Here is a 22,457-nt window from a genome sequence, read left to right as displayed (position 1 = left end):
TCGCCGGCGCGGATTTAGAAAATGTTGTAGCGAACCGATACCCCGAAGGTGGTCGGCGCCTGGCGATAGTAAGAACGGCCAGCAAAGCTGGAGAAGGCATAGGTCTCCGCGCTGCTGTCCTCAATGTTTTTTATCCAGCCGCTGATTTCCCAGCGCTCGTCGGCATCGCTCAGCGAGGCTTCCGCATCCCAGGAATGCACCGGTCCGGACAGCGCGTTTTCATCCGCCAGCTGCGCGGTCATTTCATCGCTGTAGGTGTAGCTGGTCTGTAAGCGCAGGTTGTATTCGGCGAGCGGCAGGTCGTAAGCCACCAGGCTGTTGTAGCTCCATTCAGGTGCCTGCGACAGGGAGGCGCCGGCGGGCAGCGGTGCGGCCAGGGCATCCACGAACAGCTGGTTTACACCGTCGGCGTTGTCATTCACCGAAGGGTCGGCGGCAATGCCGCGCATGTCTGCAGTGCTCGGCGCTTTGGTCACTTCGCTATCCAGGTAGGCGACACCGGCCATCACGGTCAGGTTGTCGGTGGGCAGCCAGTGCAGGTCCAGCTCGAAGCCGTTGGTTGTGGATTCGGGCACGTTGACCAGGGTGGTGTCCGCCACCGGGAATTCCAGGTAGTTACTGAAGTCATCGACGATGATGGTCACCAGGGACTGGCGATCGGTGTAGTCGAGGCTGAACAGGGCACCGTTCAACTGCAGCGAGGCATCGAACAGAGTGGCCTTAAAGCCCATCTCATAGGACAGAACTTTTTCCGGCTCCACATAGGCCCAGCTGGCATCGTCGAGAATCGCCGCGCCGTAGTAGGCACCGGCCTTGTAGCTGTTGGACACGTTGGCATAGAGCAGCAGGTCGTCGTGCAGCTGCCAGTCGAGACCCAGCTTGCCGGTCACCGCGCTTTCACTGCTGCTGTCGTTCAGTTCGGCGATGGTGTCAATGAACGAGTACACATCGTCGTGGTTGGTGGAGATGCCATCAAAGCTGCGGTCGTCCGCGCTGTAACGAATACCGGCGATCAGGTTGAATGCATCACCCAGTGCGGTTTCGGTGTGCAGGTAAGCACCCCAGGATTGGGTTACCTGCTCGTATTCCGCGCTAAGCAGGTCCCAGCCCTGCACGGAAACATCCGCCGGGTCCAGCACAAAGGTGCTGGCTACGGAATCGGTGACGAAGAAGGAATCGTCGAACACATCGCGCACGTTCACGGTGTCTTCGGAAATGTTCACTCCGGCCACCCAGTTGGTCGCGCCGTCGCCGTTGCTGACAACGCGGAATTCCTGTGACCACTGGCTGATCTCGTTGTCCTGATACAGGTCGAGAATCGCCGCAGAGGAGCCGCCGTAGTTATCCACTACCTTGCGGTCGTAAGCGTCGATCGCACTGATGGAGATGACATCAAAGGTCTCGAAGCCGTAACTCAGGTTGAGGGAGGCACCGTGACCGGACTCATCGCGCGCCACTTTCAGGTCACCCACATTGACGATGGACGCATCGTTGCTGCTGTTGAGCACATCAAACGAGGGATCGCCAAAGGCGTCACCGAGTCCGCTGACCTGCGGTGAAACCGGGGTGGACTTGTCGGAGCTGAAGTACACCTTCACCAGCGCCTCGCCGTTATCCGCGAACGGGAAAGAGACCTGGCCGCGGCCCGCGGAACGGTCCACGCCGCCGAACTCGCGCCCGGTCTGCGGATCTTCCTGCCAGCCGTCGGCCTTGGACATATTCAGGCTCAGGCGTCCCAGTACTTCGCCACTGATCTCACCGCTGACCACGCCGGTCATTTCCCGGGCGCCGAAGTTACCGATACCCGCATCCACAAACGCTTCAATTTCGCTGGTGGGCTTGGCGCTGATGAAATTGATCGCACCGCCGGTGGTGTTCTTGCCGTAGAGGGTGCCCTGGGGACCTTTTAACACTTCCACCCGCTCGATATCGAACAGCTGGCCGCCGAGAAAAGACGGGTTGCTGGCAAACACTTCGTCGGTGTAAATGCCGACGCCGCTGCTGTTGTTGGGGCTGAAATCGTCGAGGCCGATACCGCGGATGGCGAATACCGGAGTGCCGCCAGAGGTGCTGTTGACGGTGACCAGACCAGGCGTGTGCGCGCCCAGGTCGACGGCACTGTCGATGCCCAGGTTCTGCATCATTTCGCCGCTGAAGGCATTGGCGGACACGCCGATGTCGTTCACCGACTGTTCGCGCTTCTGCGCGGTAACCGATACTTCTTCAATCTGGTTGGCGAAGGCGATTGGGGACACACCCACTGCAGACAGCAAGACGCCGGTGACGGCAACCGCGAGTGAGTTTTTGCTAAAGCGCCGGCTGGCACTGCCCATTGATTCCATGTCGATCTCCCTGAGGCTCTGTTATCTGTCTTATCGTGAGGGAGACTATAAAAACCGAATCAAAATTCAGGTATCACCCCAACGGGTGAGGAAACCGAGTTTTTGTTCGGGTTTTGTGGAAACACGAAAACCCGCAGAAAGCGGGTAGAAAAAATTGGAGGCACTTACAAATATCGAGGCGGTACCGCTACCGGGTATCCCTTTGTGAGACACGCCGTAAACCCATCCCTGGGGGCTCGGCTGCGGCCGTCCTGGCCGCAGACGGTCTCACAAAGGGATACCCGGCATCGGCACCTTCGCCGAGCGTTTCGTTATTTAAACGGGCAATGCATTGGAGGTTTCATTCCCGCCCTTACCGTTTTGTTTTTCAGCCCACAGGATCGCCAGCTCACCCAGCAACAGAGTAACGATGGAACCGATCAGCACCGGCCACTGCACGCCCTCACCCGGGGTGTAAATAAACAGGAAAATACTGCCGGCGAGTATCGCCACGCAGAAATAGGTCAGCACACGCACAAAGCTTTCGCCACCAGGCACGCGGAAAGGGCGCGCACGGGCACCGTCAACACGGCGCATCTTCAGAAATGCCAGAAACATCCCTACATAAGGCAGCAGGAATATCACCCCGCTGAAGGCGAACAGCGACCAGAACAGGTCTTCGTTGGAGTTCACCAGAAAACCGTACAGCACCAGGATCAGCGTACTCATTGCGCCCATGAGTACCGCGGCACCCACCGGCGTATTGCGACTACGGCTTTTGATTGCAAACGCTTTCGGCAACTCGCCCTCTTCCGCCGCTTCTGCCGCAGCGCGGTTGCCGCCGATGGCCCAGGTAACACCGTTGGAAAAGAAGGTATAGAGCGCGGCAATTCCCAGCGCCATGACCAACGCATTGCCATAGGGCAGCTGCGCGAAGAACAGACGCAGGGTGTCTACCAGCCCCTCGACCAGATCAATTTCGCCGGCTGGGATGGCCGCGAGAATGGCGGTGGTGCCGAGGGTGTACAGCGCGAGAATGATGGCACCGGACACCAGAATTGAACGGGGCACATCCCTCTGCGGATTGCGCATTTCCTCACTGCTCGAGCTGATCAGCTCGAAACCGAGCATGCCGTAGATGATCGCGGGGATGTACTGCAGGCTGTCGCCCAGGTTCGGCTTGATGCTGTCAAAGGTGATCGGATTGGCGAGACCGTTTTCACCGGCGTAAACCACCGCACCGGCGATAATTGCGGTAAAGATTATGATCTTGAAGATGGCACCGATATTGGGCACCCACTTGCCCACACTGAGGGTGACCACGTTAGCAATTACCGCGATCCAGGTCAGCGCGATACCGAGACCAATCTGCGCGGCGACACCCATGTCCGGCCAGAACAACTGTTTTGCCACACCGGCAAACAGGATAAAAATCGCCGGCATCCAGATCGCCACGTTGACCCAGTAGCTCCAGCTGATGCGCGACGCCCAGCGCCCGCCGAAGGCATCGCGCACCCAGGCGTAGATGCCACCTTTTTCCGGATAGGCGCAGCCGAGTTCCGCAGACACCAGGGCAAAAGGTACAAAGAAAAACAGGCCCAGGAACAGCCACCAGAAAATACTCGAGGTACCGATGGCGGCGGTGGCTGCGAGGGTATCCACCAGCAGGATGGCGGAGACGGTAAACAGGATCATGTCCCGTTTACCGAGATTCTTTTTGACGGCTACTTCTGTCACGGAGCTTCTCCCGCGGTGATTATTTTATTTGTCAGTTTCAGCCGGCGCGCCGCGGATTACTCCGCGGGCACACCCAGTTGCGCAGATTTGATTTCGGTAAATTCTTCCACCCCGTGGTGGGAAAATTCGCGGCCGTTGCCGCTCTGCTTGTAACCACCAAACGGCGCTTGATAGTTGAACTCGCCACCGTTGACGAAACACAGGCCGGCGCGAATGCGCCGTGCGATGGCCAGCGCGCCCTTGTGATCCTTGGCGTAAACACCGGACGACAGACCGTAAGGAGTATCGTTGGCGATCGTCACCGCCTGCTCCAGATCGCCGTAGGCGATCACACACAGTACCGGGCCGAAAATTTCCTCGCGGGCGATACGCATATCGTTGTTTACATGGGCAAATACCGTCGGCCGCGCATAGAAGCCTTTCTCCAGCCCTTCCGGTTTGCCCGCGCCACCACACAGCAGGGTTGCCCCCTCTTCGAGACCAATCTGGATATAGTCCTGCACCTGCTGCCACTGGCGCAGGGACGACAGCGGGCCCATAAACGCATTTTCGTCCATGCCCACTTCGATCTCGGCCACGCGCGCGCGAATAATTTCCAGCGCTTCGTCGTAGCGGCTCTGGGGTACCAGCATGCGGGTGAGCGCAGTGCAGGTCTGTCCGCTGTTGATCATCACGTCGTCCACGCCGTAACGGACCGCCGCGGTGAAGTCGCTGTCGGCGGTGATGATGTAGGGGGACTTGCCACCCAGCTCCTGGGTCACGCGTTTTACCGTCGGCGCACAGGCCTTTGCAATTTCGATACCGGCGCGGGTCGAACCGGTGAACGACAGCATGTCCACCAGCGGGTGTTCACACAGCGCCTGGCCAACGACCGGGCCGCGACCGGGCACCAGGTTGAACACGCCTGCCGGCAGGCCCGCCCCGTGGAAAATTTCCGCCATCAGGTAATCCTGCAACGGCGTCTGCTCGGACGGTTTGACCACCATGGTGCAGCCCGCCGCCAGCGCGGCGCCGACCTTGCCCACGAACTGGTGCAGGGGGTAATTCCAGGGATTGATAAAACCACACACGCCCACCGCTTCGCGCCACACCAGGGAGTGGCCGTGTTCGGCGGTCTCTTCGGTGATCCCGGTGTGCTCGGCGAACAGGCGCATGGCCTCGATGGGGCCCTCTACATGCAGCCAGCCGGTGATATGGCGGGGACAGCCCAGACTGTCGGATACCGCTGCCACCAATTCATCCTGGCGGGCTTCCATCAGGTCGGCGGCGCGCAACAGCAGCGCGCGGCGCTCGCTGGCGGGGGTATTGGCCCAGGCGTCGAAAGCGCGGGCTGCGGCTTGCACGGCGCGATCCACATCGGACACGCTGCCCGCAGGCACTCGGGTAATCGTGGATTCGGTTGCAGGATTGATGGTTTCCAGCCAGTCGCCGGAGGTGGACTCGATCCACTGGCCATCGATATAGATCTTGTTATGGTTTTCCATCTTGCTCGACTTGTTTGCTGCAGTTTTGCCGCGGGAACTGGCTCTCACGACGCTTGCGACCCATGGCGCGATATTCCACGCACACTCTGAACACGCATCGTCTACCAAACGGACAATCTGCGCAATAGTTAGACTTTTTCGAATGATTATTCAGTATGCGGGAAGGTCAAGCGGGGCCCAATCACCTGAACAGGTGATATGGCTGGGCAGCGATCCTTTGAGATGTCGCGGAGTGGAGTATTACGGCTGCTGCGGTGCGGCGCCGGCGGCCACCGTGAGTTCTTGCTGCAGGGTTTTGGCTTCCGGCGCCAGCGACGCCCCCCGGCTCTCCAGCCAGCGAAACACCCGCTCCAGCACCAGCCGGGTGCGCTGGTTGATGGCACCGCTGTGATCATTCACCAGATACAGGGACTGGCCGATGGTGTAGGAGCGCTCGATTACCGTGGCCAGGCGCCCGCTTTTCAGATCTTCACTCACCTCCAGCCGATCCGCCAGCGCCACACCCATCCCCAGGCGCGCAGCCTCGATGGCCTGATAGGCGTAGTCCAAGGACACGCCATTCACCGACGGCGCATAGTCCACCCCCTGGGCGGTAAACCAGCCGCGCCACTGCTGCTGGCGATCGTGCAGCAGCGGCAGCGCCAGCAGGTCCAGCGGCCGCAGCGATCGACTCAGGTCCTCCCGCGCGCGCAGCAGCTGCGGACTCGCCACCGGCAGATAGTGTTCCTGATACAGCGGCGTCACCTGCCGCGCCGGCGCTTCCGGCTCACCCAGGCAAATGGCGATATCCGCTTCATCGCCCAGGTGCCGCGCGCGCGGCTCGATGGTGGTCACCCGCAGGCGAATCTCGGGATAGCGCTGTTGTACCTCCGCCAGAATCCGCAGCAGCCAGCGGCTGGCAATGGTGGCGGTGGTGGCGATCACCACCTCGCCGGACAGATTGCCCGGGTCCAGGGTCAGCAACCCCTGCTCCAACCGCCCGAACGCATCGGACACCGCCCGGTGCAAGCGCTTGCCCGCCGCGGTCAGCGACAGGCGGTTGCCGGTACGCAGAAACAGCGGCGTCCCCAACCGCTCCTCCAGCTCACGGATCTGGCGGCTGAGCGCCGGGTGCGACACATGCAGCTCCTCCGCCGCCCGCCGCAGATGGCAATGACGCCCCACCGCATAAAAGCTGCGCAGGGAGGTCAGGGACAGATTTCGGAGTTCGGCGGCCATAACTTGATTCTCGCTACGGTGCCTTTTTGGCACCAATACGGCAATTAAATGTTAATTGTGTTCGCAAAATCAAACCATAGACTTGTGCTAAACCCTATACATCCATTCACACAATAAAACTCCGGATGCATTCCATGACCGACACCCACCAAGTCCGCGCCCCTCAAGTGCGCATCAATGGCCTGCGCCTGTGGGGCTCCCTGATGGAGATGGCCGCCATCGGCGCCACCGACAAGGGCGGCTGCAACCGCCAGGCCCTCACCGACCTCGACAAACAGGGCCGTGACCTCTTCGTAAAGTGGTGCCAGGATGCCGGTTGCAGCGTCACTTTCGATGAAGTGGGGAATATCTTCGCCCAACGCCCCGGTAAAAACCCGGATCTGCCACCGGTGCTCACAGGCTCGCACCTCGACACCCAGCCCACCGGCGGCAAGTTTGACGGTGTTTACGGCGTGCTCGCCGGCCTCGAAGTGGTGCGCAGCCTGAACGACGCCGACATCGAAACCGAAGCGCCGCTGGAAGTTGCCGTGTGGACCAACGAGGAAGGCGCTCGCTTCTCCCCCGCCATGATCGGCTCCGGGGTCTGGGCCGGAGAGTTCGATCTCGACTACGCCTACGCCCGTAAGGACAAAGAGGGTAAAACCTTCGGCGAAGAACTCGCGCGCATCGGCTACAAGGGCGACACCCCCGCCAAACCGCGCCCGCTCGCCGCCGCCTTCGAGGTACACATCGAACAGGGCCCCATTCTGGAAGCCGAACAGAAAACCATCGGCGTATTGAGCGGCGTGCAGGGCATGTACTGGTACGACCTCACCCTCATCGGCCAGCCCTGCCACGCCGGCCCCAGCCCCATGGAAACCCGTCGCGACCCGTTTATGGGCCTGCACCGCATCCTCGACGAACTCTACAAACTCGCCGCCGAGCACGGCCCCTGGGCCCGCGCCACCTTCGGCGACATCCGCGTCGAACCCGGCAGCCGCAACACCGTGCCAGAAAAGCTCGTCCTCGCCGTCGACCTGCGCCACCCGGACCAGAAAATCCTTGACGCCATGGACCAGCGCTTCCGCGAAATCGCCGCCCGCGTCGCCGACGACATCGGCCTCGAACACGATATCCGCGACGAATGGCGCTCCCCGGCCGTCGCCTTTGACCCCAAGTGTGTCGAAGCCGTGCGCAGCTCAGTGGCCGAACTCGGCTACAGCAACAAAGAGATGGTCTCCGGTGCCGGCCACGACTCCGTGTACATCTCCCGCGTAGCGCCCACCAGCATGATCTTCGTGCCCTGCGAAAAAGGCCTGAGCCACAACGAAGCGGAAAACGCGGAGCCAGAAGATCTGGAAGCCGGCGCAAACGTGCTGCTGCACGCGATGCTGAAAATGGCAAAAAGCGCGGCCTAAATATCTCTCTAACAGAGTAAATAAATTCAACGCGAAGCTCCTGATGCCGGGGGCCATTCGCGAGACCTTCTAAAACAGGGATGTTTTAGAAGAGCCCCCAGGGATGGGTTCACGGCGTGTCTCGCGATTGGTCACCGGTAGCAGGAGCGCCACGGAGCCGAAACAGAGCTCCCGTAAACCACCGAACTCGCAGAGAACCACAATGACCGAATTTACTTACAAACACCGCAATGACAACGGCGATACCGCGCCACTGAAAAACTGGGGCATCGACTCCGAATACGGCGTCCTCACCGACCTGCTCGTCGGCCCCATCGACAACTACACCTGGCAGATGGGCAATGCCGCCTCCCGCCGCTCCGTGCGCCTCGGCCGTCAGTTCGACGCCGCCGTCGCCAAACGCCAGCACCAGGAAATGCTCGACGCCTACAAACACGCCGGCGTCACCACCCACCTGCTGCCCGCCGACGCCAACCTGCCCTACCAGCTCTACGCCCGCGACAGCAGCGTCATGACCCCCTGGGGCCCCATCGTCACCCAGATGTACTCCCCCTGGCGCCGCGGCGAATGGGTCGATGTAGTAAAGACCTACCAGAAACTCGACATCCCCATTTACGACATCATCACCGCCGGCAGTTTAGAGGGCGGCGACTTTATGGTGCTGGAACCCGGTGTCATCCTGTGTGGCTACAGCGGCGAGCGCACCTCACCCCAGGGCTTCAACCAGATGAAAAGCTGGATCGAAAAAGAAGGCTGGGAAGTGAAGGGCTACGAGTTTGACCCCTACTTCCTGCACATCGACGTGCTGGTAGCCGCACTGGCAGAAAAACTCGTCGCCGTATGTGTGGATGCCGTCGAACCGGAACTGGTGCAGTGGTTCAAATCCCGCAACTTCGAAATTATCGACATCTCCTACCCGCAGGTGATGGAGCTCGGTGTGAACGTGGTGGCGCTCGGCAACGACCGCGTCATGCTGCCGTCCGACAACACCGAATTGAAAGAAAAATGCCGCGCCCACGGCCTGGAAGTGATCGACCCGGATATCTCCATGATCACCGCCGGCGGTGGCGGCGTGCACTGCATGTGCCAGCCGCTTGCGCGCAAGCCCGGATAATCCGGAGCGGAGAAATCGGGTTGTTTGCTAGCTGCCCGTGGCTACCAGCAGCTTGCCGGCGGTGCGCAACAGCTCGCCGGTGAGCGCCTCCAACAGCTCACCGCCCGTGCGCCAGTGGTGCCAATAGAGCGGCACATCAATGGGCCGCTCCGGCAACAGCTCTACCAACTCGCCCCTCGCCAGAGCCTCTTGCGCCTGTAATTCCGGCACCAGCCCCCAGCCAAGACCATTGGCCACCAGGCGCACAAATCCCTCTGACGAGGGGCACAGGTGATACGGAAAAGCCCCGTCAAACCCTAGCGACTCCAGGTAGCGATGCTGCAGGGAATCATCCGGACCAAAGACTACCGCGGGCGATTTTGCCAGCGTGACGGTATCGACACCCTGCGGAAAATAGCGGCGAATGTACGCAGGACTAGCCAGAGCGCGATAGCGCATGGCACCGAGGGCAATACTGCGCGCACCAGACACCGCCTTCGCCGCGCCGCACACACACGCAGCCACGTCACCGGTTCGCATGCGCTTGAGTCCCACTTCCTGATCCTCGACCACCAGATCCAGCACCAGGTTGCGTGCGCTGCAAAATGTCGAAATAGCGGGGGCCCACCAGGTCGCCAGACTGTCGGCATTGATGGCAATCCTCAGTCTTTCTGGCCCCGTCCCCGCTTCCATCAACGCGGGGATCTGGCCCTGAATATCCCGCTCCAGCAGGCGCACTTGTTGCACATGGTTCAGCAGACGGCGCCCCACTTCCGTGGGCCTGGGCGGCGATCCACGCAGCAATACCGGCTGACCGACACGGGCCTCCAGCAGCTTGATGCGCTGGGAAACCGCGGACTGTGACAAACCCAGCGCCAGTGCGGCCCGCTCAAACCCGGTCTGCTCCACCACCGCAGCGAGTGCGGCCAGCAGTTTGTAATCGAACATATTAATTTTTCTAATATAGGATTAGTAAAACTTGTTTTTCTTATAGCAAGGTTCGCTACAGACTAGCCACTGTTTCGGATTTTCGAGTACGCAAATACGATGTTGCACAGCTATTTCAGTGGGTTAATGCTCGGTGCGGGCCTGATTATTGCGATTGGCGCACAGAATGCCTTTTTGCTAACGCAGGGGGTTCGGCGGGAATACCACATCCAGGTGGCAGCAATCTGTGCACTCTGCGATGCGATTCTCATCTGTATCGGGGTTTTTGGACTCGCGGCACTGCTTGTGGAAAGTCCGCAATTAATCGCGGTGGCGCGGTGGGGCGGAGCGGCCTTCCTGACCTGGTACGGTATTCAGGCACTCGTCCGCGCCCTGCGCCCCGTGGGTCTGCAAAACCGCAAAACAGAAAAGGCCCGCTCTATGGCCAAGGTATTGCTGATGGCACTGGCGGTGACACTGCTCAATCCCCATGTCTATCTGGACACCGTGCTATTGGTTGGATCACTCGGCGCACAACAGACAGAGCCCGGGGCCTATGCACTGGGCGCGGTTAGCGCGTCCATCACATGGTTTTTTGGCCTGGCGCTGGGCGCTGCCTGGCTCTCGCCCTGGCTGGCGCGCCCAACGGTATGGCGGTTTATCGACTTCGGTATTGCCGCAATGATGTTGACCATTGCCGCGGGCCTGATATTGAAGTAATGACCCGGCGCCGCTCACGCGGCGTATTCAATTTCCATCAGGCTACAGCGCTGGGCAATACCCAGCGCGCGCTTGATGGTCGGGTACACCGACGCGGTCGCCACACAAATGCCCAGCTCGATACGCTGGGCCTTGTCCAGCTGCTGATCGATGCGCGTATCCAGCTGCGGGTCAATCACGCGATAGCTCGCCACCGCCGTGGCAAAATCGAAAATGTCTTTCAGGTTCTCTGGCAGTCGGCTGCCACCCTCGATGCACGACTTCACCAGCGCCTTATCCACCCCTGCCTCCAGCGCCATGCGCACCGATAACTGCAGGCATTCCCCGCAGTCCGCTACCTGCATCGCCGCCAAGCGACTGACCCAGTAAATATCCAGCGGCAGCTTCGACCGGTAGGTGGAAAGGGGTTGGAAGCCCTGGAAAATTTCAAACCCCTCCGGTGCCACCTGCAAAAATTCCTGCAGGTAACCGACGTCGTAGCGGTAGTGTTCGCCAAATGCAGTGAGTTGTTGCTGTGCGAATTTGCTATCCATGATTCACCTCCGATTTTTGACCAAAATTATCCATGCAGCGCATTGAGCAGTATCGCGCTACACCAGAGCCCCACGCCAAAAGCGCCGTGGGTGCACAAACTCAATAATCGCGCGCGCATTGGCTGCGGGGTGCGGCGCGCGGCAATGCCGGCTCCCAGCGCCGGCTGCATGATAAAAAACGGCAACAGCACCGTTGCCAGACCGAATCCGAGCGCTTCAAAAAAACGGGGGGTCTCCACCCAGTCGATGCCGAATAGGCCCAGCAGCGCCGCGGCCAGCAGCACCCCGGTAAGGTAGTGGGCGGTCCAGCCCAGTAGGGCCTCTCCGCGAACCGGCCGCGCCCTGCCAATACTGTCGTGGCGGAACTGGCCGGGCATATGCCCCAGCCAGCGGCCTACAAGACGCCAATCCAGTGGGGGAATGCCCGTAACCAGGCGCACCAGCTGCCCCCAGAGGTCGCAAGCCAAGGTTGCACCGACCCCCAATACAAGGCTGTAGCCGATCCAGGACCAGAATTCGCTCATGCGCGTACCTCACCGCTTCCATTCAAAATTGGAACGCAGTTTCTACTGGAAATTACTTTGGGAAAAGTTGGTATCTATCGGATTTATAGATAGGTGAGCGGCGTTCTACTGGGGAGGACTGTAGTAGTTGCCATAAAGGCGGTGCGCCTCGCGCGCGAACCAGCGCCCGGCGACACCCTGGGGTGTGCGATTGGACCAGAGCAGATCGACACCGAGGCTCCAGGCGGAGAGCGCACTGGTAAGGTTCAACTCCACCAGGCGGCCACTTTTCAGAAATGGGCGCGCCAACTCGAAGGGCGCATTGATCCAACCCACCCCTTTACTGGCCAGCTCCAGCCCCTGCAGCAGGGAGTCCGTACGCCAGCATTGTGCGGCGACCTGGTTCTGTGGATTGATATGGCCGCGGTCTGCCGTAGCAGTGGCACTGCTACCGGCAATCAGAATCTGCCGGTGGTCAGCGGCCTCGGCCAGACTGGCAGCGGGCATTTGTGCAAGGGGGTGCTCCGGCGCGGCAAGGGTGAGTATCTGCTGTTGCCCGAGATTGTTGGAGCTCACTTCTCCCGGGTAAGTATCGCGGGCGGTTACGAACGCAAAATCCGCCTCGCCCCGGCCTATCTGGCCAACGGCATCGTCGCCACCGACACTGCTGGCATGGATCAACGTATTGGGAAACTGTTCGGCAAATGCAGCGAGCATATCGTTAAGCCGATCCGGCATCACCTGCTCTTCAAACAGAATTCGCAGCTGTGACTCTTCGCCCCGCTCATAGGAATCCGCCGCCTGTTGCAGGCGGCGCAGCTGGCCAATGGCCTGGTGAGCCAGGGGCAGCAATGCCAGTGCAACGCCCGTGGGCTTAGGAAACTTGCCGCTGCGATCAAACAGCTCGAGACCGAGATCCAGTTCCAGGTTCTGGATTTGCGCACTCACCGCGGACTGCGCGCGACCGACATCACGCGCTACCGCAGAAAAAGAGCCGAGCTCACAGGCACTGACAAACAACTGCAGCTGATCGAGACTGAGATTTCGCAAACGACTGGCTCCCTGCCACTTCTACCAATTTATTTTCCCTGTGCTCTGAGCCATGCAGACCCGGCAATCCCACCTGCGGCACAGGCCAGAACAATCACCAGCGGCGTCAGGGTTCCGAGCGCCAGTGCGCCGATACCCAGACCGCGCATGGGCAACAACACCAACAGCAGAATCCCGGCGGGAATCAGTGACAGCAGAAAACCGCGGGAAACCCAGCTCTTGCGCCACGGCAGCAGGAAAATAAGCCCGCAGACACCGCCCCATACAACACGCTGGTAGATGTAAGCATTGGAAAGGTAGGGGGCTATATCGACCGATAGCGCGCGCGTAATACCGTAGTGGCCCAACGCCCACAAACCGAGTGCATAACCCAGCCCGGCGACAGCGCCGGCGGTAAAACAGATGGAAAGATTTTTTATAAATTCTCGCACTGGCTAACCCCCAAAAACTAAAAACTGCCGCAATATAAATTGCAGAGAAATTGGGTCCCAGTATGCCAGATTCATTTGAAATGAATGTAGGAGAGTTAGGATTTCAGAAGTTGTAAATATCTAAAGAGTCGGGGGCGAAGGTGGCGATGCCGGGTACAGCTTTGTGAGACCTTCTGCGAGAGGGACCTCGCAGAAGAGCCCCCATGGGTGGGTTGAGGGGGGGCGCCTAGCCCGTGTCTCACAAAGCTGTACCCGGTAGCGTCACCGCCACCAGAATAATCAGGCGGGGCGTTTGCTCGGGCCGTAGAGTTCTTCAAGCATGCTGTCGATGCGCGCGGCCAACGCGTCCTGAGTGTCGTCCAGCAAGATCACGTGGCCCATTTTGCGGCCCGGGCGCAGCTCCTTACCGTAAGACCAGACACCCTCATTGGCCAGCTCCGGCTTTTTATCCACACCCAGCATATTGATCATTACCGCCACGCGATCGCAGCCGGTTTCGCCCAGCGGCATACCGAGAATCGCGCGCACGTGATTGGCAAACTGGCTGGTCTTGGCGCCGGCCAAAGTCCAGTGACCACTGTTGTGCACCCGCGGAGCCAGCTCGTTAATCAGCAGGCCGTCGTCGGTGACGAAGCACTCCATCGCCAGCACGCCCACGTAATCCCAGGCATTCATCAGAGTAGAGAGATATTCCTCCGCAGTAGTCTGCAGCTTTTCATCCACATGCGGAGCCGGTGCGGTGGAAACCAGCAGCGTACCCTTGTAGTGATCATTTTCTGCCAGCGGATAGGTCACCACCTTGCCGTCGGCGGTGCGCGCGCCGATCAGGGAAACTTCGCGGGAGAAGTTGATGCCCTTCTCTACCACGTATTCCTGCGCGGGCACCTGGTCTGCAATCGCGGCCAGGTCCTGATCGCTGTTCACCCGCCACTGATTCTTACCGTCGTAGCCGTGTTCACAGCTTTTGATAAACGATGGATAACCCAGCTCTTTCACCGCCGCACAGATTTCATCGTAATTGTTAGCAGGGCGGAAAGGGGCCACCGGCAGGCCCGCCTCGGTGATTGCGGTTTTTTCACGCACGCGGTGCTGGGTTTTTTCAAACGCGTCCGGGCGCGGGTACACCGGACAGAACTTTTCCAGTGCGCGCAGCAGTTCGGCATCCACACCTTCGCGCTCAGCGGTGATCACTTCCGGACTACCCATGGCTTTGTACAGCGCTTCGATATCCGCGCCATCCCCAGCGTCGACAATGGTGCCCAGCCCTTCCACACAAGTGGTGTTCTCACCGCCCTCGGCGAGGAAACTGAACTCGATTCCCAGCGGGCGAGCCTCCTGGGCCATCATCTGTGCCAGCTGGCCGCAACCAACAATACCTACGCGTCTGACCGTCATTTTCCGCTACACCTCGTAAACGTTCAGTAATCTCAAACCGGCTTATTCAACTTCTGATTATTCGACTTCGAACGGCACGCCCGCACTCTGCTGTTCGCGCCACTGGATAAGACGCTTCTGCAGTTCCGGGTCTGTCAGGGACAGTATCTGCGCCGCCATCAGGCCAGCGTTGAAGGCGCCGGAAGCGCCCACCGCCTGGGTGGCAACGGCAACGCCCTTGGGCATCTGCACGATGGACAGCAGGCTATCCATACCGGTCATGAACTTGCTCGCCACCGGCACACCGATGACCGGCAGCGGGGTCATGGCCGCGATCATGCCCGGCAGGTGCGCGGAACCGCCGGCACCGGCGATGATCACCTGGGTACCGCGCTCGTGGGCAGTGGTCGCAAACTCCACCATGCGCTGGGGCGTGCGGTGGGCAGACACCACGGCGGTGGCGAAGGCCACACCCAGATCGGTCAGTGGCTTTGTCGCCATTTCCATGGTCGGCCAGTCGGACTGGGAGCCCATTACGATGGTGACTTTCTCGAAGGGAAGCTGTTTCACTTGTGGATAACTCCAGTGTTTCGCCGGTGCCGCGGGGTCGAAAATTGCCGATGGCAGCGGGAAAGAGCCAGGGAAAACGGGGCCTCGCCTAACCGCATACGACAGTTAACGCCGACCGGGCCCAAAAATTAGGGGCGAGAGGATACCAAAACTCGGCCGGAAAAGTACGCTGCGCGGCGTTTTCCGGCCAGTTTCAGCGGATTTCTACAGCGTTTTAGCGCATCGACCGCAGAAACCCCATGCCTCACGCCGAACACGGGCCGAAAATTCCCGGCCGGGACAGCGATTCCAAGGCTAACGATAGTGTGGCGTGGCGGTCACGGCACCTATCCGTGACCGCATGGTGTTGAAGAGTTTCAGGGAAGAAACGGTTCTGGTCGGTTAAGCTGGCGTCCGTTTACTGTTTGCGACGTAACTCATCGCGCAACATTGCCAACACGGGCTCTACCGACGGGCGTACCCCGCGCCACAGGGCAAACGCCTCCGCCGCCTGCCCCACCAGCATGCCCAGTCCGTCGGCGGTCTTCGCGCCAAGTGGCGCCGCCCAGCACATAAATGCCGTCGGCTCGGCACCGTAAACCATGTCGTAGGCGCAGCAATCGGGCCCAATTACGGCCTCACTGATCTGCGGCCGCTCACCGGACAGGCCTGCAGCGCTGGCGTTGATAATCAGCTCAAAGCCCGCGGGAATGTCGTCGAGGCCGCTGGCAGTCAGCTCGCCATACCCGGCAAATTCTTCGGCCAGCTGTTGTGCCTTGGACGCGGTGCGATTAGCGATATGCAACTGCATCGGCTTTTCGTTCAGCAGCGGCAGCAGAGTACCGCGGGTAGCACCGCCGGCGCCCAGCACCAGTACCTTTTTGCCCGCGATCGTCCAGCCCAGGTGATCGCGAATATCCGACACCAGCCCGGGGCCGTCGGTATTGTCACCAAGAAACGTTCCATCAGGCTGTCGCGCCAGGGTATTCACCGCACCCGCGGCATGCGCGCGCTCGGTCAGTTCATTGGCATATTCAAACGCGTCCAGCTTAAAAGGCGCTGTGACATTCAGTCCTTTAGCCCCGGAAGAAAAAAACTCATCCACCACCACCTTGAAGTCGTCCACTTCTGCAAACAGCTTTCCGTACTCCAGATCCTGATTGGTCTCTTCGGCAAAGGCCGCGTGAATCACCGGAGACATTGACTGCGTGATCGGATTACCAATGACGGCATAAATATCTGTGCGTCTAATCATTTAATTAACTTTTTGCGCCCAAAATTCTCTATTTTCATCTAGAGTCGACTTAGATGCAGAAATTGAGTCTTTTCTTGTGAAACCATTTTTTCTGAGTTTTTTTCGAAGAAACTTGATAATTCTCGCATCCCAATCTTCCATTTTTGCCTCAGGCGAAACCTCCACTAACACTTTCGAATTATGTATTCCAGCCAGAACATTTTCACCGGAATCAATTGGTTGCAAATAAACACCCTTGGCCCGCACTATTCCGTCGGCAACCCTCCATTGGCTGGATATTTCGAACTTGACTCCACAACTCACTTCGGTGGGCCTTGAGAAATCAAATAACAAATAAAAAAACTTGCTATTTGCTCCCCAAGTACACTTTACATCCCCAGGCGGAGAATCTTCATGCAAATATATCAACTCCAGTAAGCTTTTATGATTTTTGCAATCAAGAATCAAAACCGGAATCAGACGCCCCTCTCCAAGTTCAGCAGTAGCAATTCCACCCGTGCGAACTACGGGAACGAAATGATTATCACTATATTTTGACTTCTTCTTTAACATCACAATACCGAACTAAAAATACTTCCATGCTAACGTCAAAATTATCATCGGTTTTTGCGCTCACCTTATATTTTTCAATCGCCGAGAAGCCAAAAGCCTTTCTTGGGATCGCGAAAACCACCCACCCAGATACCACTGTTTTGGGGCTTATATTCAACGGTACACCCAACATCTCTTGGCCAAAGAGAAGATGATTCGGCAAAATATAATTATATGGTGAACAAAATATTTTCTGGCCATCAGCAAGGTGCACTTCAAGATCAAAAGTAGAAAGTGTCCTACTCGATGCAGAAACATTTGAAAACCTTAAAGAAAAAGCTATAAATCGCCTTTCCCCATCATCAAATCGGAAAGAATCAATTAAATACTCTTTCAAGGGCAGTTTTTTCTCTGCGAACTCCTGTTCAGATATTCTCAATGCACGCCTTGAAACTCGGTAACTTAAAATTGCCATTACTAACGCAAGCAACGAAATAACAGCAGCAATTATTGCAACAATATCAGAAACATCTTCAATTATTTTATCAATCAAGACATTTAACTCCGACCTTTGATCGCATATTTAAGTTGCTTAGTTTCATTTACACCAATTAGACCATTGATTTTCAATTCGCCGTCAAACTCGCACACCATATAGCGCGTGATTGCACTGTAAATCTGCCTCGGCTTTTCACCGCTCGCATCCAGCAACACCCAGTTCAATGTCGCCAGGCTGGTGTTTTCATTCAACTCGATCACATCCGTCACCGCGCCGACAATCTGGGTGACACCCAGCGTTTGATAGAGGTGCAAAAGCTTTTTTACCCGGCCAATAAAATATTCGCGGGAGAGTTCGGATTTTTTTCCGTTGGAAAAATAGTAATGGAGGGGAAAACGGTAGAAGTCGGCAATCTGTTCGGCATCACGGGCTTCGAACAGGCGACGGTATTCCAGAAAAAGTTTATTGATATCTTCCAGACGAGCCTTGTGCATGGCGAATTCCTTTAAAAGCAGCTTGCACCACTTTGATTAAAAATCACTGAACTTTCCGCGAAGGTGTCGATGCCGTGTGTCCCTTTGCGAGACCTTCTAAAACAGGGATGTTTTAGAAGAGCCCCCAGGGATGGGTTCACGGCGTGTCTCGCAAAGGGACACACGGTAGCGGCACCGCCACAGGATCAAATTAGATCCAATCCCGGTGCGGCAAAAAGTCGCTATAGAGCTTGGCCTCGGCGCTGCCCTCTTCCGGCTGCCAGTCATAGCGCCAGCGCACTTCCGGCGGCAGCGACATCAGGATAGATTCCGTGCGACCGCCACTCTGCAAACCAAACAAAGTCCCGCGGTCAAACACCAGATTGAATTCCACATAACGACCGCGACGGTACAACTGGAAATCGCGCTCGCGCTCACCGTATTCGGCATCTTTGCGTTTCTTCAAAATCGGCAGATAGGCATCGATATAAGAATCGCCAACCGCCTGCATAAACCCAAACGCCTTCTCAAAGCCGCCCTCATTAAAATCATCAAAAAAGAGTCCGCCCACACCGCGCGCCTCATCCCGATGCTTCAGATAAAAATACTCATCGCACCACTTCTTGAATCGCGGATAAATATCTTCTCCAAAAGGCGCACAGGCATCTTTCGCCGTCTGATGCCAGTGCACCACATCTTCCTCAAAACCGTAGTAAGGCGTCAGGTCGTAACCGCCACCAAACCACCACACCGGTTCAGCGCCCTCTTTCTGCGCCACAAACAGGCGTACATTCGCATGACTGGTGGGCGCGTAGGGATTGCGCGGATGGATCACCAGGCTCACACCCATAGCCTCAAAAGAGCGACCCGCCAGCTCAGGGCGCGCATTGGTCGCCGACGGCGGCAGCTTGTCGCCGTGCACATGGGAAAAATTCACCCCGCCCTTCTCGATCACCTGGCCGTTCTCCAGCACCCGGGTGCGGCCACCGCCGCCCCCCTCGCGCTCCCAGGCGTCCTCCACAAATTCTGCGCCGTCTACTGCGGACAAGGCCACGCAGATCCGGTCCTGCAGATTCAACAGATACTCTTTGACGGCCTGGATATTTACATCGCTCATGGCATGCTCACGAAAATTATTGGGCGGAATCGACAGGGTTCGGGCGCGGACTCGGCTCAGCCCGCGCGCACGATGCGGCCACTGGCAGCATCACGGATTTCACTGGGAGCAGTGCGGCCGCCGGTATTGCCGCCGCCAACAAAATCCAGCTCACTACCGAAATAGCGCAGCACCTGGAACTTGTGCCGCGCCGGCTGGCAGCCCGCCGGGTTAGCGGAGGTAGACACGATAGCACCGCCAAAGGCGCGCGTTAATGCGGCGGTAAACCCGTGGTTGGTGTGGCGCAGGGCAACACTGTGGTGAATGCCGGAGACCCACGGCGGTACCTGATCAAAATGTGGCACCAGCCAGGTTACCGGACCCGGCCAGGTTTCGTCGATGCGCGCGCGTTGGTCGCCACTGAGGTTGTGCAGCAGGGAATCAAAGTGGTGCTGATCGCCGGACACCAGGATCAGTCCTTTTTCCAACGGCCGGTTCTTGAGCCTGAGCAGGCGGGCGACTGCATCGGGATTGTTCGGATCACAGGCCAGACCCCATACGGATTCCGTGGGATGGGCGATGACGCTGCCGGCTTCCAGCAGGCGCACGGCAGAGGCAATCGTCAGCGGGGTACTGAGGGCAGCGGAAAATTTATTGTCTGACACAGTCTGGTCTCGCTTGCATCTTGGTCTGCACCTGCGCAACACAGATCACTGTGCAATGGTGTTTCGCAGGCGCTTACGCGTTCAGAACCGGTCGCACCGGTGGCAAAGTTCTGGGAGCGCGGGAATTTAGCGGATACCAGAAGCCTAGACAAGGTAGCGCCCTGACGCAGCTCCGGTAACCGCGGGCCGGGTTCAGCCGTCGTAGCTGACGCGATAGATGGCTCCTGCGTAGTCGTCAGAGACCAGAATTGCTCCGTCGGGCATCACCAGCAGGTCCACTGGTCGACCCCAGTTTTCCTCACCCTGCAACCAGCCATCGATAAATGGTTTGTAGGAAGTCGCCTCCCCTTTGTCGTTCAGGGTCACCATGGTTACCCGGTAACCGATCTTGTTGCTGCGGTTCCAGGAGCCGTGTTCGGCGATCAGGACCTGGTTTTTGTAGTGGTCCGGAAACTGGCTGCCGGTGTAGAACTTCACACCCAGCGGCGCCACATGGGGCCCCAGCTTCTGTACCGGCGGCACGAAGGCGCTGCACTGTTTGCCCTCACCCCCCTCTCCTTTTCCAAACTCCGGATCGATGATGTCGCCGCCGTGGCAATAGGGATAGCCGAAGTGCTTGCCCGCCACCGGCGCCGTATTCAGCTCACAGGGTGGCGTGTCGTCACCGAGCATGTCGCGGCCGTTGTCGGTAAACCACAGGGCTTTGGTCTGCGGATGCCAGGTAAAGCCCACGGTATTGCGAACCCCTTCCGCCCAGGTTTCGGTCTTGACCACTTTGTCGCCCTCGATTTTCAGGCGCTGGATATTGGCGTAGTCCTTCTCATCGCAGATGTTGCACGGGGCGCCGATCGGCACGTAGAGCCAGCCGTCGGGGCCGAAGGCGATGTATTTCCAGCCGTGGTGCTTGTCCGGGAACTGCTCGGTAATGGTGACGGGCGCGGGAGGGTTGTCGAGGCGGGACTCGATATCGTCGAAGCGCAGGATGCTGGTGGTGGCACTTACATAGAGGTCGCCATCCTTGAAGGCGACGCCAGTGGGCAGTTTTAGCCCTTCTGCGATCACCTTCACCGCATCGGCCTTCTGGTCGCCATCGGTATCCAGTACCGCGTAGACCTTGCCTTCACGCATGGAGCCAACAAACAGGGTGCCCTTGTCGCCGCGGGTCATATGGCGGGCGTTGGGAACATCTTTGGCGTAGACCTCGATCTTGAAACCTTCTGGCAGCTTGAGCTGGTCGAGGAAAATTTCGCCTTTTTCTGCGGCGATAGCCGGAACACTGGCCAGCGCCGAGATGATGGCACTACCGCTACACAGGCGTTTTAACAGGGATCCAACGGATAAGCGCGGTGTGGTTGGCTTATTCATGGCCGCAGGGTAGGAGAAGGATGGCATAGAGGAAGACTCCCTGAATGATTCAGGGAGTGACCCTAGCGGCTTTTGCGTTATTCGGCCAGCGCGGTCAGGGTTTTTGCGCCGCTACCGGTCAGCTGATAGCCGCCGGGAAGCTGCTCCACCAGTCCCTCCAGCTCCAGCTGCAACAGCCCGGCCATCAGGTCGCCGGCATCGCCGCCGGTGTCCCGGGCCAACTGTTCGATACTGCGGGGATCGCTGCCAAGGGCCCGGATCAACTGCCGTTGTTCGTCCGGCATATTTGGATCTAGCGCAACGTCCGTGTTTTCAAACAGCCCGGGCTGCCGCACCATTCCCTCAAGAAACCCGTGCAGGTGCTGCACGATATCGTCACTGGTCTCCACCAGGTTGGCACCGTGCTTGATCATATGGTGGCAACCGCGCGCCATTGGATTGTGGATGGACCCGGGGATGGCGAATACCTCGCGATTCTGCTCCAGCGCCAGCCGCGCGGTGATCAGTGAGCCCGAGCGCACCGCGGCTTCCACCAGCAAGGTACCGAGGCTGAGCCCGGAGATAATGCGATTGCGACGGGGAAAGTTGCCGGCCTCCGGCGCCGTGCCCAGGGGCATTTCACTGACGATGGCACCGTCGGCGGCGAGAATCTCCTCCGCCAGCACCACATTGCGCAGAGGATAAAGCCGGTCGACGCCGGTACCCAGCACCGCGATGGTTTTGCCACCGCCCTTGAGGGCGCCCCTGTGTGCCGCGGCATCCACACCCAGGGCCAGGCCGGAGGTAATCCCGAATCCGGCCGCGGCCAGGTCGGCGGCAAAGGCCTCGGCATTGTCGAGCCCGGCGCGGGTGGCACGGCGCGCGCCCACCATCGCTATTTGCGGCAGAGCCAGGGCGTCAATGGCACCGGATACGTAGAGAATCGGCGGCGGCCGCGAAATTTCCTTCAGCAGCGCCGGGTAATTGTCGTCCTCGCAGTGCAGCAGATAGACGCACTCTTCGGCACAGCGCTGGCGCTCGGCCAGGGCCCACTGGCCCAGTTCACTGTCGAGTTCGATACGCTGGAATTCCGCCAGCTGTGTGCGGGCGCGATCGGGAAGCTTGCGGGAGAGAGATTCGGGGGGCTGCTGCAGTGCGGCGCAGGCGGAGCCAAAACGCTCTACCAGTTGCCAGTAGCTGCCAATGCCAAGGCCCTCGAGGCGCATTAGCGCGAGGGTGGCGGTCAACGCATCCATG

22 protein-coding genes are annotated in these 22,457 nt (G+C 58.8%); 3 read left to right on the top strand and 19 right to left on the bottom strand.

Going from position 1 to position 22,457, the window contains the following annotated elements; genetic code table 11:
* Nucleotides 1-14 precede the first annotated feature (14 nt).
* From M0G74_RS12545 to M0G74_RS12530, 4 genes are all read right to left on the bottom strand, one after another.
* Nucleotides 15-2,342, bottom strand: a complete 2,328-nt coding sequence (locus M0G74_RS12545; protein WP_248217486.1) for a TonB-dependent receptor — start codon at nt 2,340-2,342, stop codon at nt 15-17.
* A 315-nt stretch (nt 2,343-2,657) separates the two neighbouring features.
* Nucleotides 2,658-4,058, bottom strand: coding sequence for an APC family permease (locus M0G74_RS12540; protein WP_248217485.1), 1,401 nt, complete (start codon nt 4,056-4,058; stop codon nt 2,658-2,660).
* Between the two features lie 56 nt (nt 4,059-4,114).
* Nucleotides 4,115-5,542 (bottom strand): aldehyde dehydrogenase family protein, encoded by a 1,428-nt coding sequence (locus M0G74_RS12535; protein ID WP_248217483.1) that lies wholly within the window; start codon nt 5,540-5,542, stop codon nt 4,115-4,117.
* Between the two features lie 240 nt (nt 5,543-5,782).
* Nucleotides 5,783-6,760: a LysR substrate-binding domain-containing protein gene (locus M0G74_RS12530; RefSeq protein ID WP_248217481.1), complete on the bottom strand. Its 978-nt coding sequence runs from the start codon at nt 6,758-6,760 to the stop codon at nt 5,783-5,785.
* A gap of 134 nt (nt 6,761-6,894) precedes the next feature.
* On the opposite strand from M0G74_RS12530, the gene M0G74_RS12525 reads away from it, so the two are divergent.
* Together M0G74_RS12525 and M0G74_RS12520 are read left to right on the top strand one after the other, a co-directional pair.
* Nucleotides 6,895-8,157 carry a Zn-dependent hydrolase gene (locus M0G74_RS12525; RefSeq protein WP_248217480.1) on the top strand — a complete coding sequence of 421 codons (1,263 nt, stop codon included), beginning with the start codon at nt 6,895-6,897 and terminating at the stop codon, nt 8,155-8,157.
* A gap of 202 nt (nt 8,158-8,359) precedes the next feature.
* The gene (locus tag M0G74_RS12520) at nt 8,360-9,271 is read left to right on the top strand and encodes an arginine deiminase family protein (protein ID WP_248217478.1); all 912 of its coding nucleotides are present in this window, start codon (nt 8,360-8,362) and stop codon (nt 9,269-9,271) included.
* Nucleotides 9,272-9,298: 27 nt separating this feature from the next.
* On the opposite strand, the gene M0G74_RS12515 is transcribed toward M0G74_RS12520, so the two are convergent.
* On the bottom strand, nt 9,299-10,198 hold the full coding sequence (locus tag M0G74_RS12515; protein WP_248217477.1) for a LysR family transcriptional regulator ArgP: 900 nt from the start codon (nt 10,196-10,198) through the stop codon (nt 9,299-9,301).
* 99 nt (nt 10,199-10,297) lie between these two features.
* Between M0G74_RS12515 and M0G74_RS12510 the strand changes: the two genes are divergently transcribed.
* The gene (locus M0G74_RS12510; protein ID WP_248217475.1) at nt 10,298-10,897 is read left to right on the top strand and encodes a LysE/ArgO family amino acid transporter; all 600 of its coding nucleotides are present in this window, start codon (nt 10,298-10,300) and stop codon (nt 10,895-10,897) included.
* Nucleotides 10,898-10,911: 14 nt separating this feature from the next.
* Here the strand turns inward: M0G74_RS12510 and M0G74_RS12505 are convergent, their stop codons facing one another.
* The 14 genes from M0G74_RS12505 to dprA all read right to left on the bottom strand — a co-directional run bounded on the left by M0G74_RS12505 (nt 10,912) and on the right by dprA (nt 22,456).
* Nucleotides 10,912-11,430, bottom strand: coding sequence for a hypothetical protein (locus M0G74_RS12505; RefSeq protein ID WP_248217474.1), 519 nt, complete (start codon nt 11,428-11,430; stop codon nt 10,912-10,914).
* A gap of 26 nt (nt 11,431-11,456) precedes the next feature.
* Nucleotides 11,457-11,954, bottom strand: a complete 498-nt coding sequence (locus M0G74_RS12500) for a DUF2938 family protein (RefSeq protein ID WP_248217472.1) — start codon at nt 11,952-11,954, stop codon at nt 11,457-11,459.
* Nucleotides 11,955-12,059: 105 nt separating this feature from the next.
* Nucleotides 12,060-12,983 carry a LysR family transcriptional regulator gene (locus M0G74_RS12495; protein ID WP_248217470.1) on the bottom strand — a complete coding sequence of 308 codons (924 nt, stop codon included), beginning with the start codon at nt 12,981-12,983 and terminating at the stop codon, nt 12,060-12,062.
* Nucleotides 12,984-13,012: 29 nt separating this feature from the next.
* The gene (locus M0G74_RS12490) at nt 13,013-13,414 is read right to left on the bottom strand and encodes a hypothetical protein (protein WP_248217468.1); all 402 of its coding nucleotides are present in this window, start codon (nt 13,412-13,414) and stop codon (nt 13,013-13,015) included.
* 279 nt (nt 13,415-13,693) lie between these two features.
* Complete coding sequence (locus M0G74_RS12485; protein ID WP_248217467.1) at nt 13,694-14,809, bottom strand: 5-(carboxyamino)imidazole ribonucleotide synthase; 1,116 nt, start codon at nt 14,807-14,809, stop codon at nt 13,694-13,696.
* 57 nt (nt 14,810-14,866) lie between these two features.
* Nucleotides 14,867-15,358, bottom strand: coding sequence for a 5-(carboxyamino)imidazole ribonucleotide mutase (gene purE / locus M0G74_RS12480; protein ID WP_248217465.1), 492 nt, complete (start codon nt 15,356-15,358; stop codon nt 14,867-14,869).
* A gap of 397 nt (nt 15,359-15,755) precedes the next feature.
* On the bottom strand, nt 15,756-16,592 hold the full coding sequence (gene aroE, locus M0G74_RS12475) for a shikimate dehydrogenase (protein ID WP_248217463.1): 837 nt from the start codon (nt 16,590-16,592) through the stop codon (nt 15,756-15,758).
* Complete coding sequence (locus M0G74_RS12470; RefSeq protein WP_248217461.1) at nt 16,593-17,144, bottom strand: hypothetical protein; 552 nt, start codon at nt 17,142-17,144, stop codon at nt 16,593-16,595.
* Complete coding sequence (locus tag M0G74_RS12465) at nt 17,119-17,676, bottom strand: hypothetical protein (RefSeq protein WP_248217460.1); 558 nt, start codon at nt 17,674-17,676, stop codon at nt 17,119-17,121. The genes M0G74_RS12470 and M0G74_RS12465 overlap by 26 nt, the downstream gene beginning before the upstream one ends.
* Nucleotides 17,677-17,681: 5 nt before the next feature.
* Nucleotides 17,682-18,116: a hypothetical protein gene (locus M0G74_RS12460; RefSeq protein ID WP_248217458.1), complete on the bottom strand. Its 435-nt coding sequence runs from the start codon at nt 18,114-18,116 to the stop codon at nt 17,682-17,684.
* 190 nt (nt 18,117-18,306) lie between these two features.
* Entirely contained in the window at nt 18,307-19,212 is a 906-nt protein-coding gene (gene hemF / locus M0G74_RS12455; RefSeq protein ID WP_248217455.1) for an oxygen-dependent coproporphyrinogen oxidase, read from the bottom strand.
* A gap of 56 nt (nt 19,213-19,268) precedes the next feature.
* The gene (locus tag M0G74_RS12450) at nt 19,269-19,856 is read right to left on the bottom strand and encodes a Sua5/YciO/YrdC/YwlC family protein (RefSeq protein ID WP_248217454.1); all 588 of its coding nucleotides are present in this window, start codon (nt 19,854-19,856) and stop codon (nt 19,269-19,271) included.
* Nucleotides 19,857-20,048: 192 nt separating this feature from the next.
* On the bottom strand, nt 20,049-21,248 hold the full coding sequence (locus M0G74_RS12445; RefSeq protein WP_248217453.1) for a PQQ-dependent sugar dehydrogenase: 1,200 nt from the start codon (nt 21,246-21,248) through the stop codon (nt 20,049-20,051).
* 50 nt (nt 21,249-21,298) lie between these two features.
* The gene (gene dprA, locus M0G74_RS12440; RefSeq protein ID WP_248217451.1) at nt 21,299-22,456 is read right to left on the bottom strand and encodes a DNA-processing protein DprA; all 1,158 of its coding nucleotides are present in this window, start codon (nt 22,454-22,456) and stop codon (nt 21,299-21,301) included.
* Between the last annotated feature and the right edge of the window lies 1 nt (nt 22,457).

It is taken from the genome of Microbulbifer sp. CAU 1566 (assembly GCF_023156515.1).
Classification (GTDB): domain Bacteria; phylum Pseudomonadota; class Gammaproteobacteria; order Pseudomonadales; family Cellvibrionaceae; genus Microbulbifer.
The sequence above is the reverse complement of the archived record's forward strand: the minus strand, read 5'-3'. Positions and strand labels throughout refer to the sequence as shown.

Coding starts and splice junctions, on each gene's coding strand:
- M0G74_RS12545 (WP_248217486.1), bottom strand. CDS start 2,342: ATGGAATCAATGGGCAGTGCCAGCCGGCGCTTTAGCAAAAACTCACTC.
- M0G74_RS12535 (WP_248217483.1), bottom strand. CDS start 5,542: ATGGAAAACCATAACAAGATCTATATCGATGGCCAGTGGATCGAGTCC.
- M0G74_RS12530 (WP_248217481.1), bottom strand. CDS start 6,760: ATGGCCGCCGAACTCCGAAATCTGTCCCTGACCTCCCTGCGCAGCTTT.
- M0G74_RS12525 (WP_248217480.1), top strand. CDS start 6,895: ATGACCGACACCCACCAAGTCCGCGCCCCTCAAGTGCGCATCAATGGC.
- M0G74_RS12520 (WP_248217478.1), top strand. CDS start 8,360: ATGACCGAATTTACTTACAAACACCGCAATGACAACGGCGATACCGCG.
- M0G74_RS12515 (WP_248217477.1), bottom strand. CDS start 10,198: ATGTTCGATTACAAACTGCTGGCCGCACTCGCTGCGGTGGTGGAGCAG.
- M0G74_RS12510 (WP_248217475.1), top strand. CDS start 10,298: ATGTTGCACAGCTATTTCAGTGGGTTAATGCTCGGTGCGGGCCTGATT.
- M0G74_RS12505 (WP_248217474.1), bottom strand. CDS start 11,430: ATGGATAGCAAATTCGCACAGCAACAACTCACTGCATTTGGCGAACAC.
- M0G74_RS12500 (WP_248217472.1), bottom strand. CDS start 11,954: ATGAGCGAATTCTGGTCCTGGATCGGCTACAGCCTTGTATTGGGGGTC.
- M0G74_RS12485 (WP_248217467.1), bottom strand. CDS start 14,809: ATGACGGTCAGACGCGTAGGTATTGTTGGTTGCGGCCAGCTGGCACAG.
- aroE (WP_248217463.1), bottom strand. CDS start 16,592: ATGATTAGACGCACAGATATTTATGCCGTCATTGGTAATCCGATCACG.
- M0G74_RS12470 (WP_248217461.1), bottom strand. CDS start 17,144: ATGTTAAAGAAGAAGTCAAAATATAGTGATAATCATTTCGTTCCCGTA.
- M0G74_RS12460 (WP_248217458.1), bottom strand. CDS start 18,116: ATGCACAAGGCTCGTCTGGAAGATATCAATAAACTTTTTCTGGAATAC.
- hemF (WP_248217455.1), bottom strand. CDS start 19,212: ATGAGCGATGTAAATATCCAGGCCGTCAAAGAGTATCTGTTGAATCTG.
- M0G74_RS12445 (WP_248217453.1), bottom strand. CDS start 21,248: ATGCCATCCTTCTCCTACCCTGCGGCCATGAATAAGCCAACCACACCG.
- dprA (WP_248217451.1), bottom strand. CDS start 22,456: ATGGATGCGTTGACCGCCACCCTCGCGCTAATGCGCCTCGAGGGCCTT.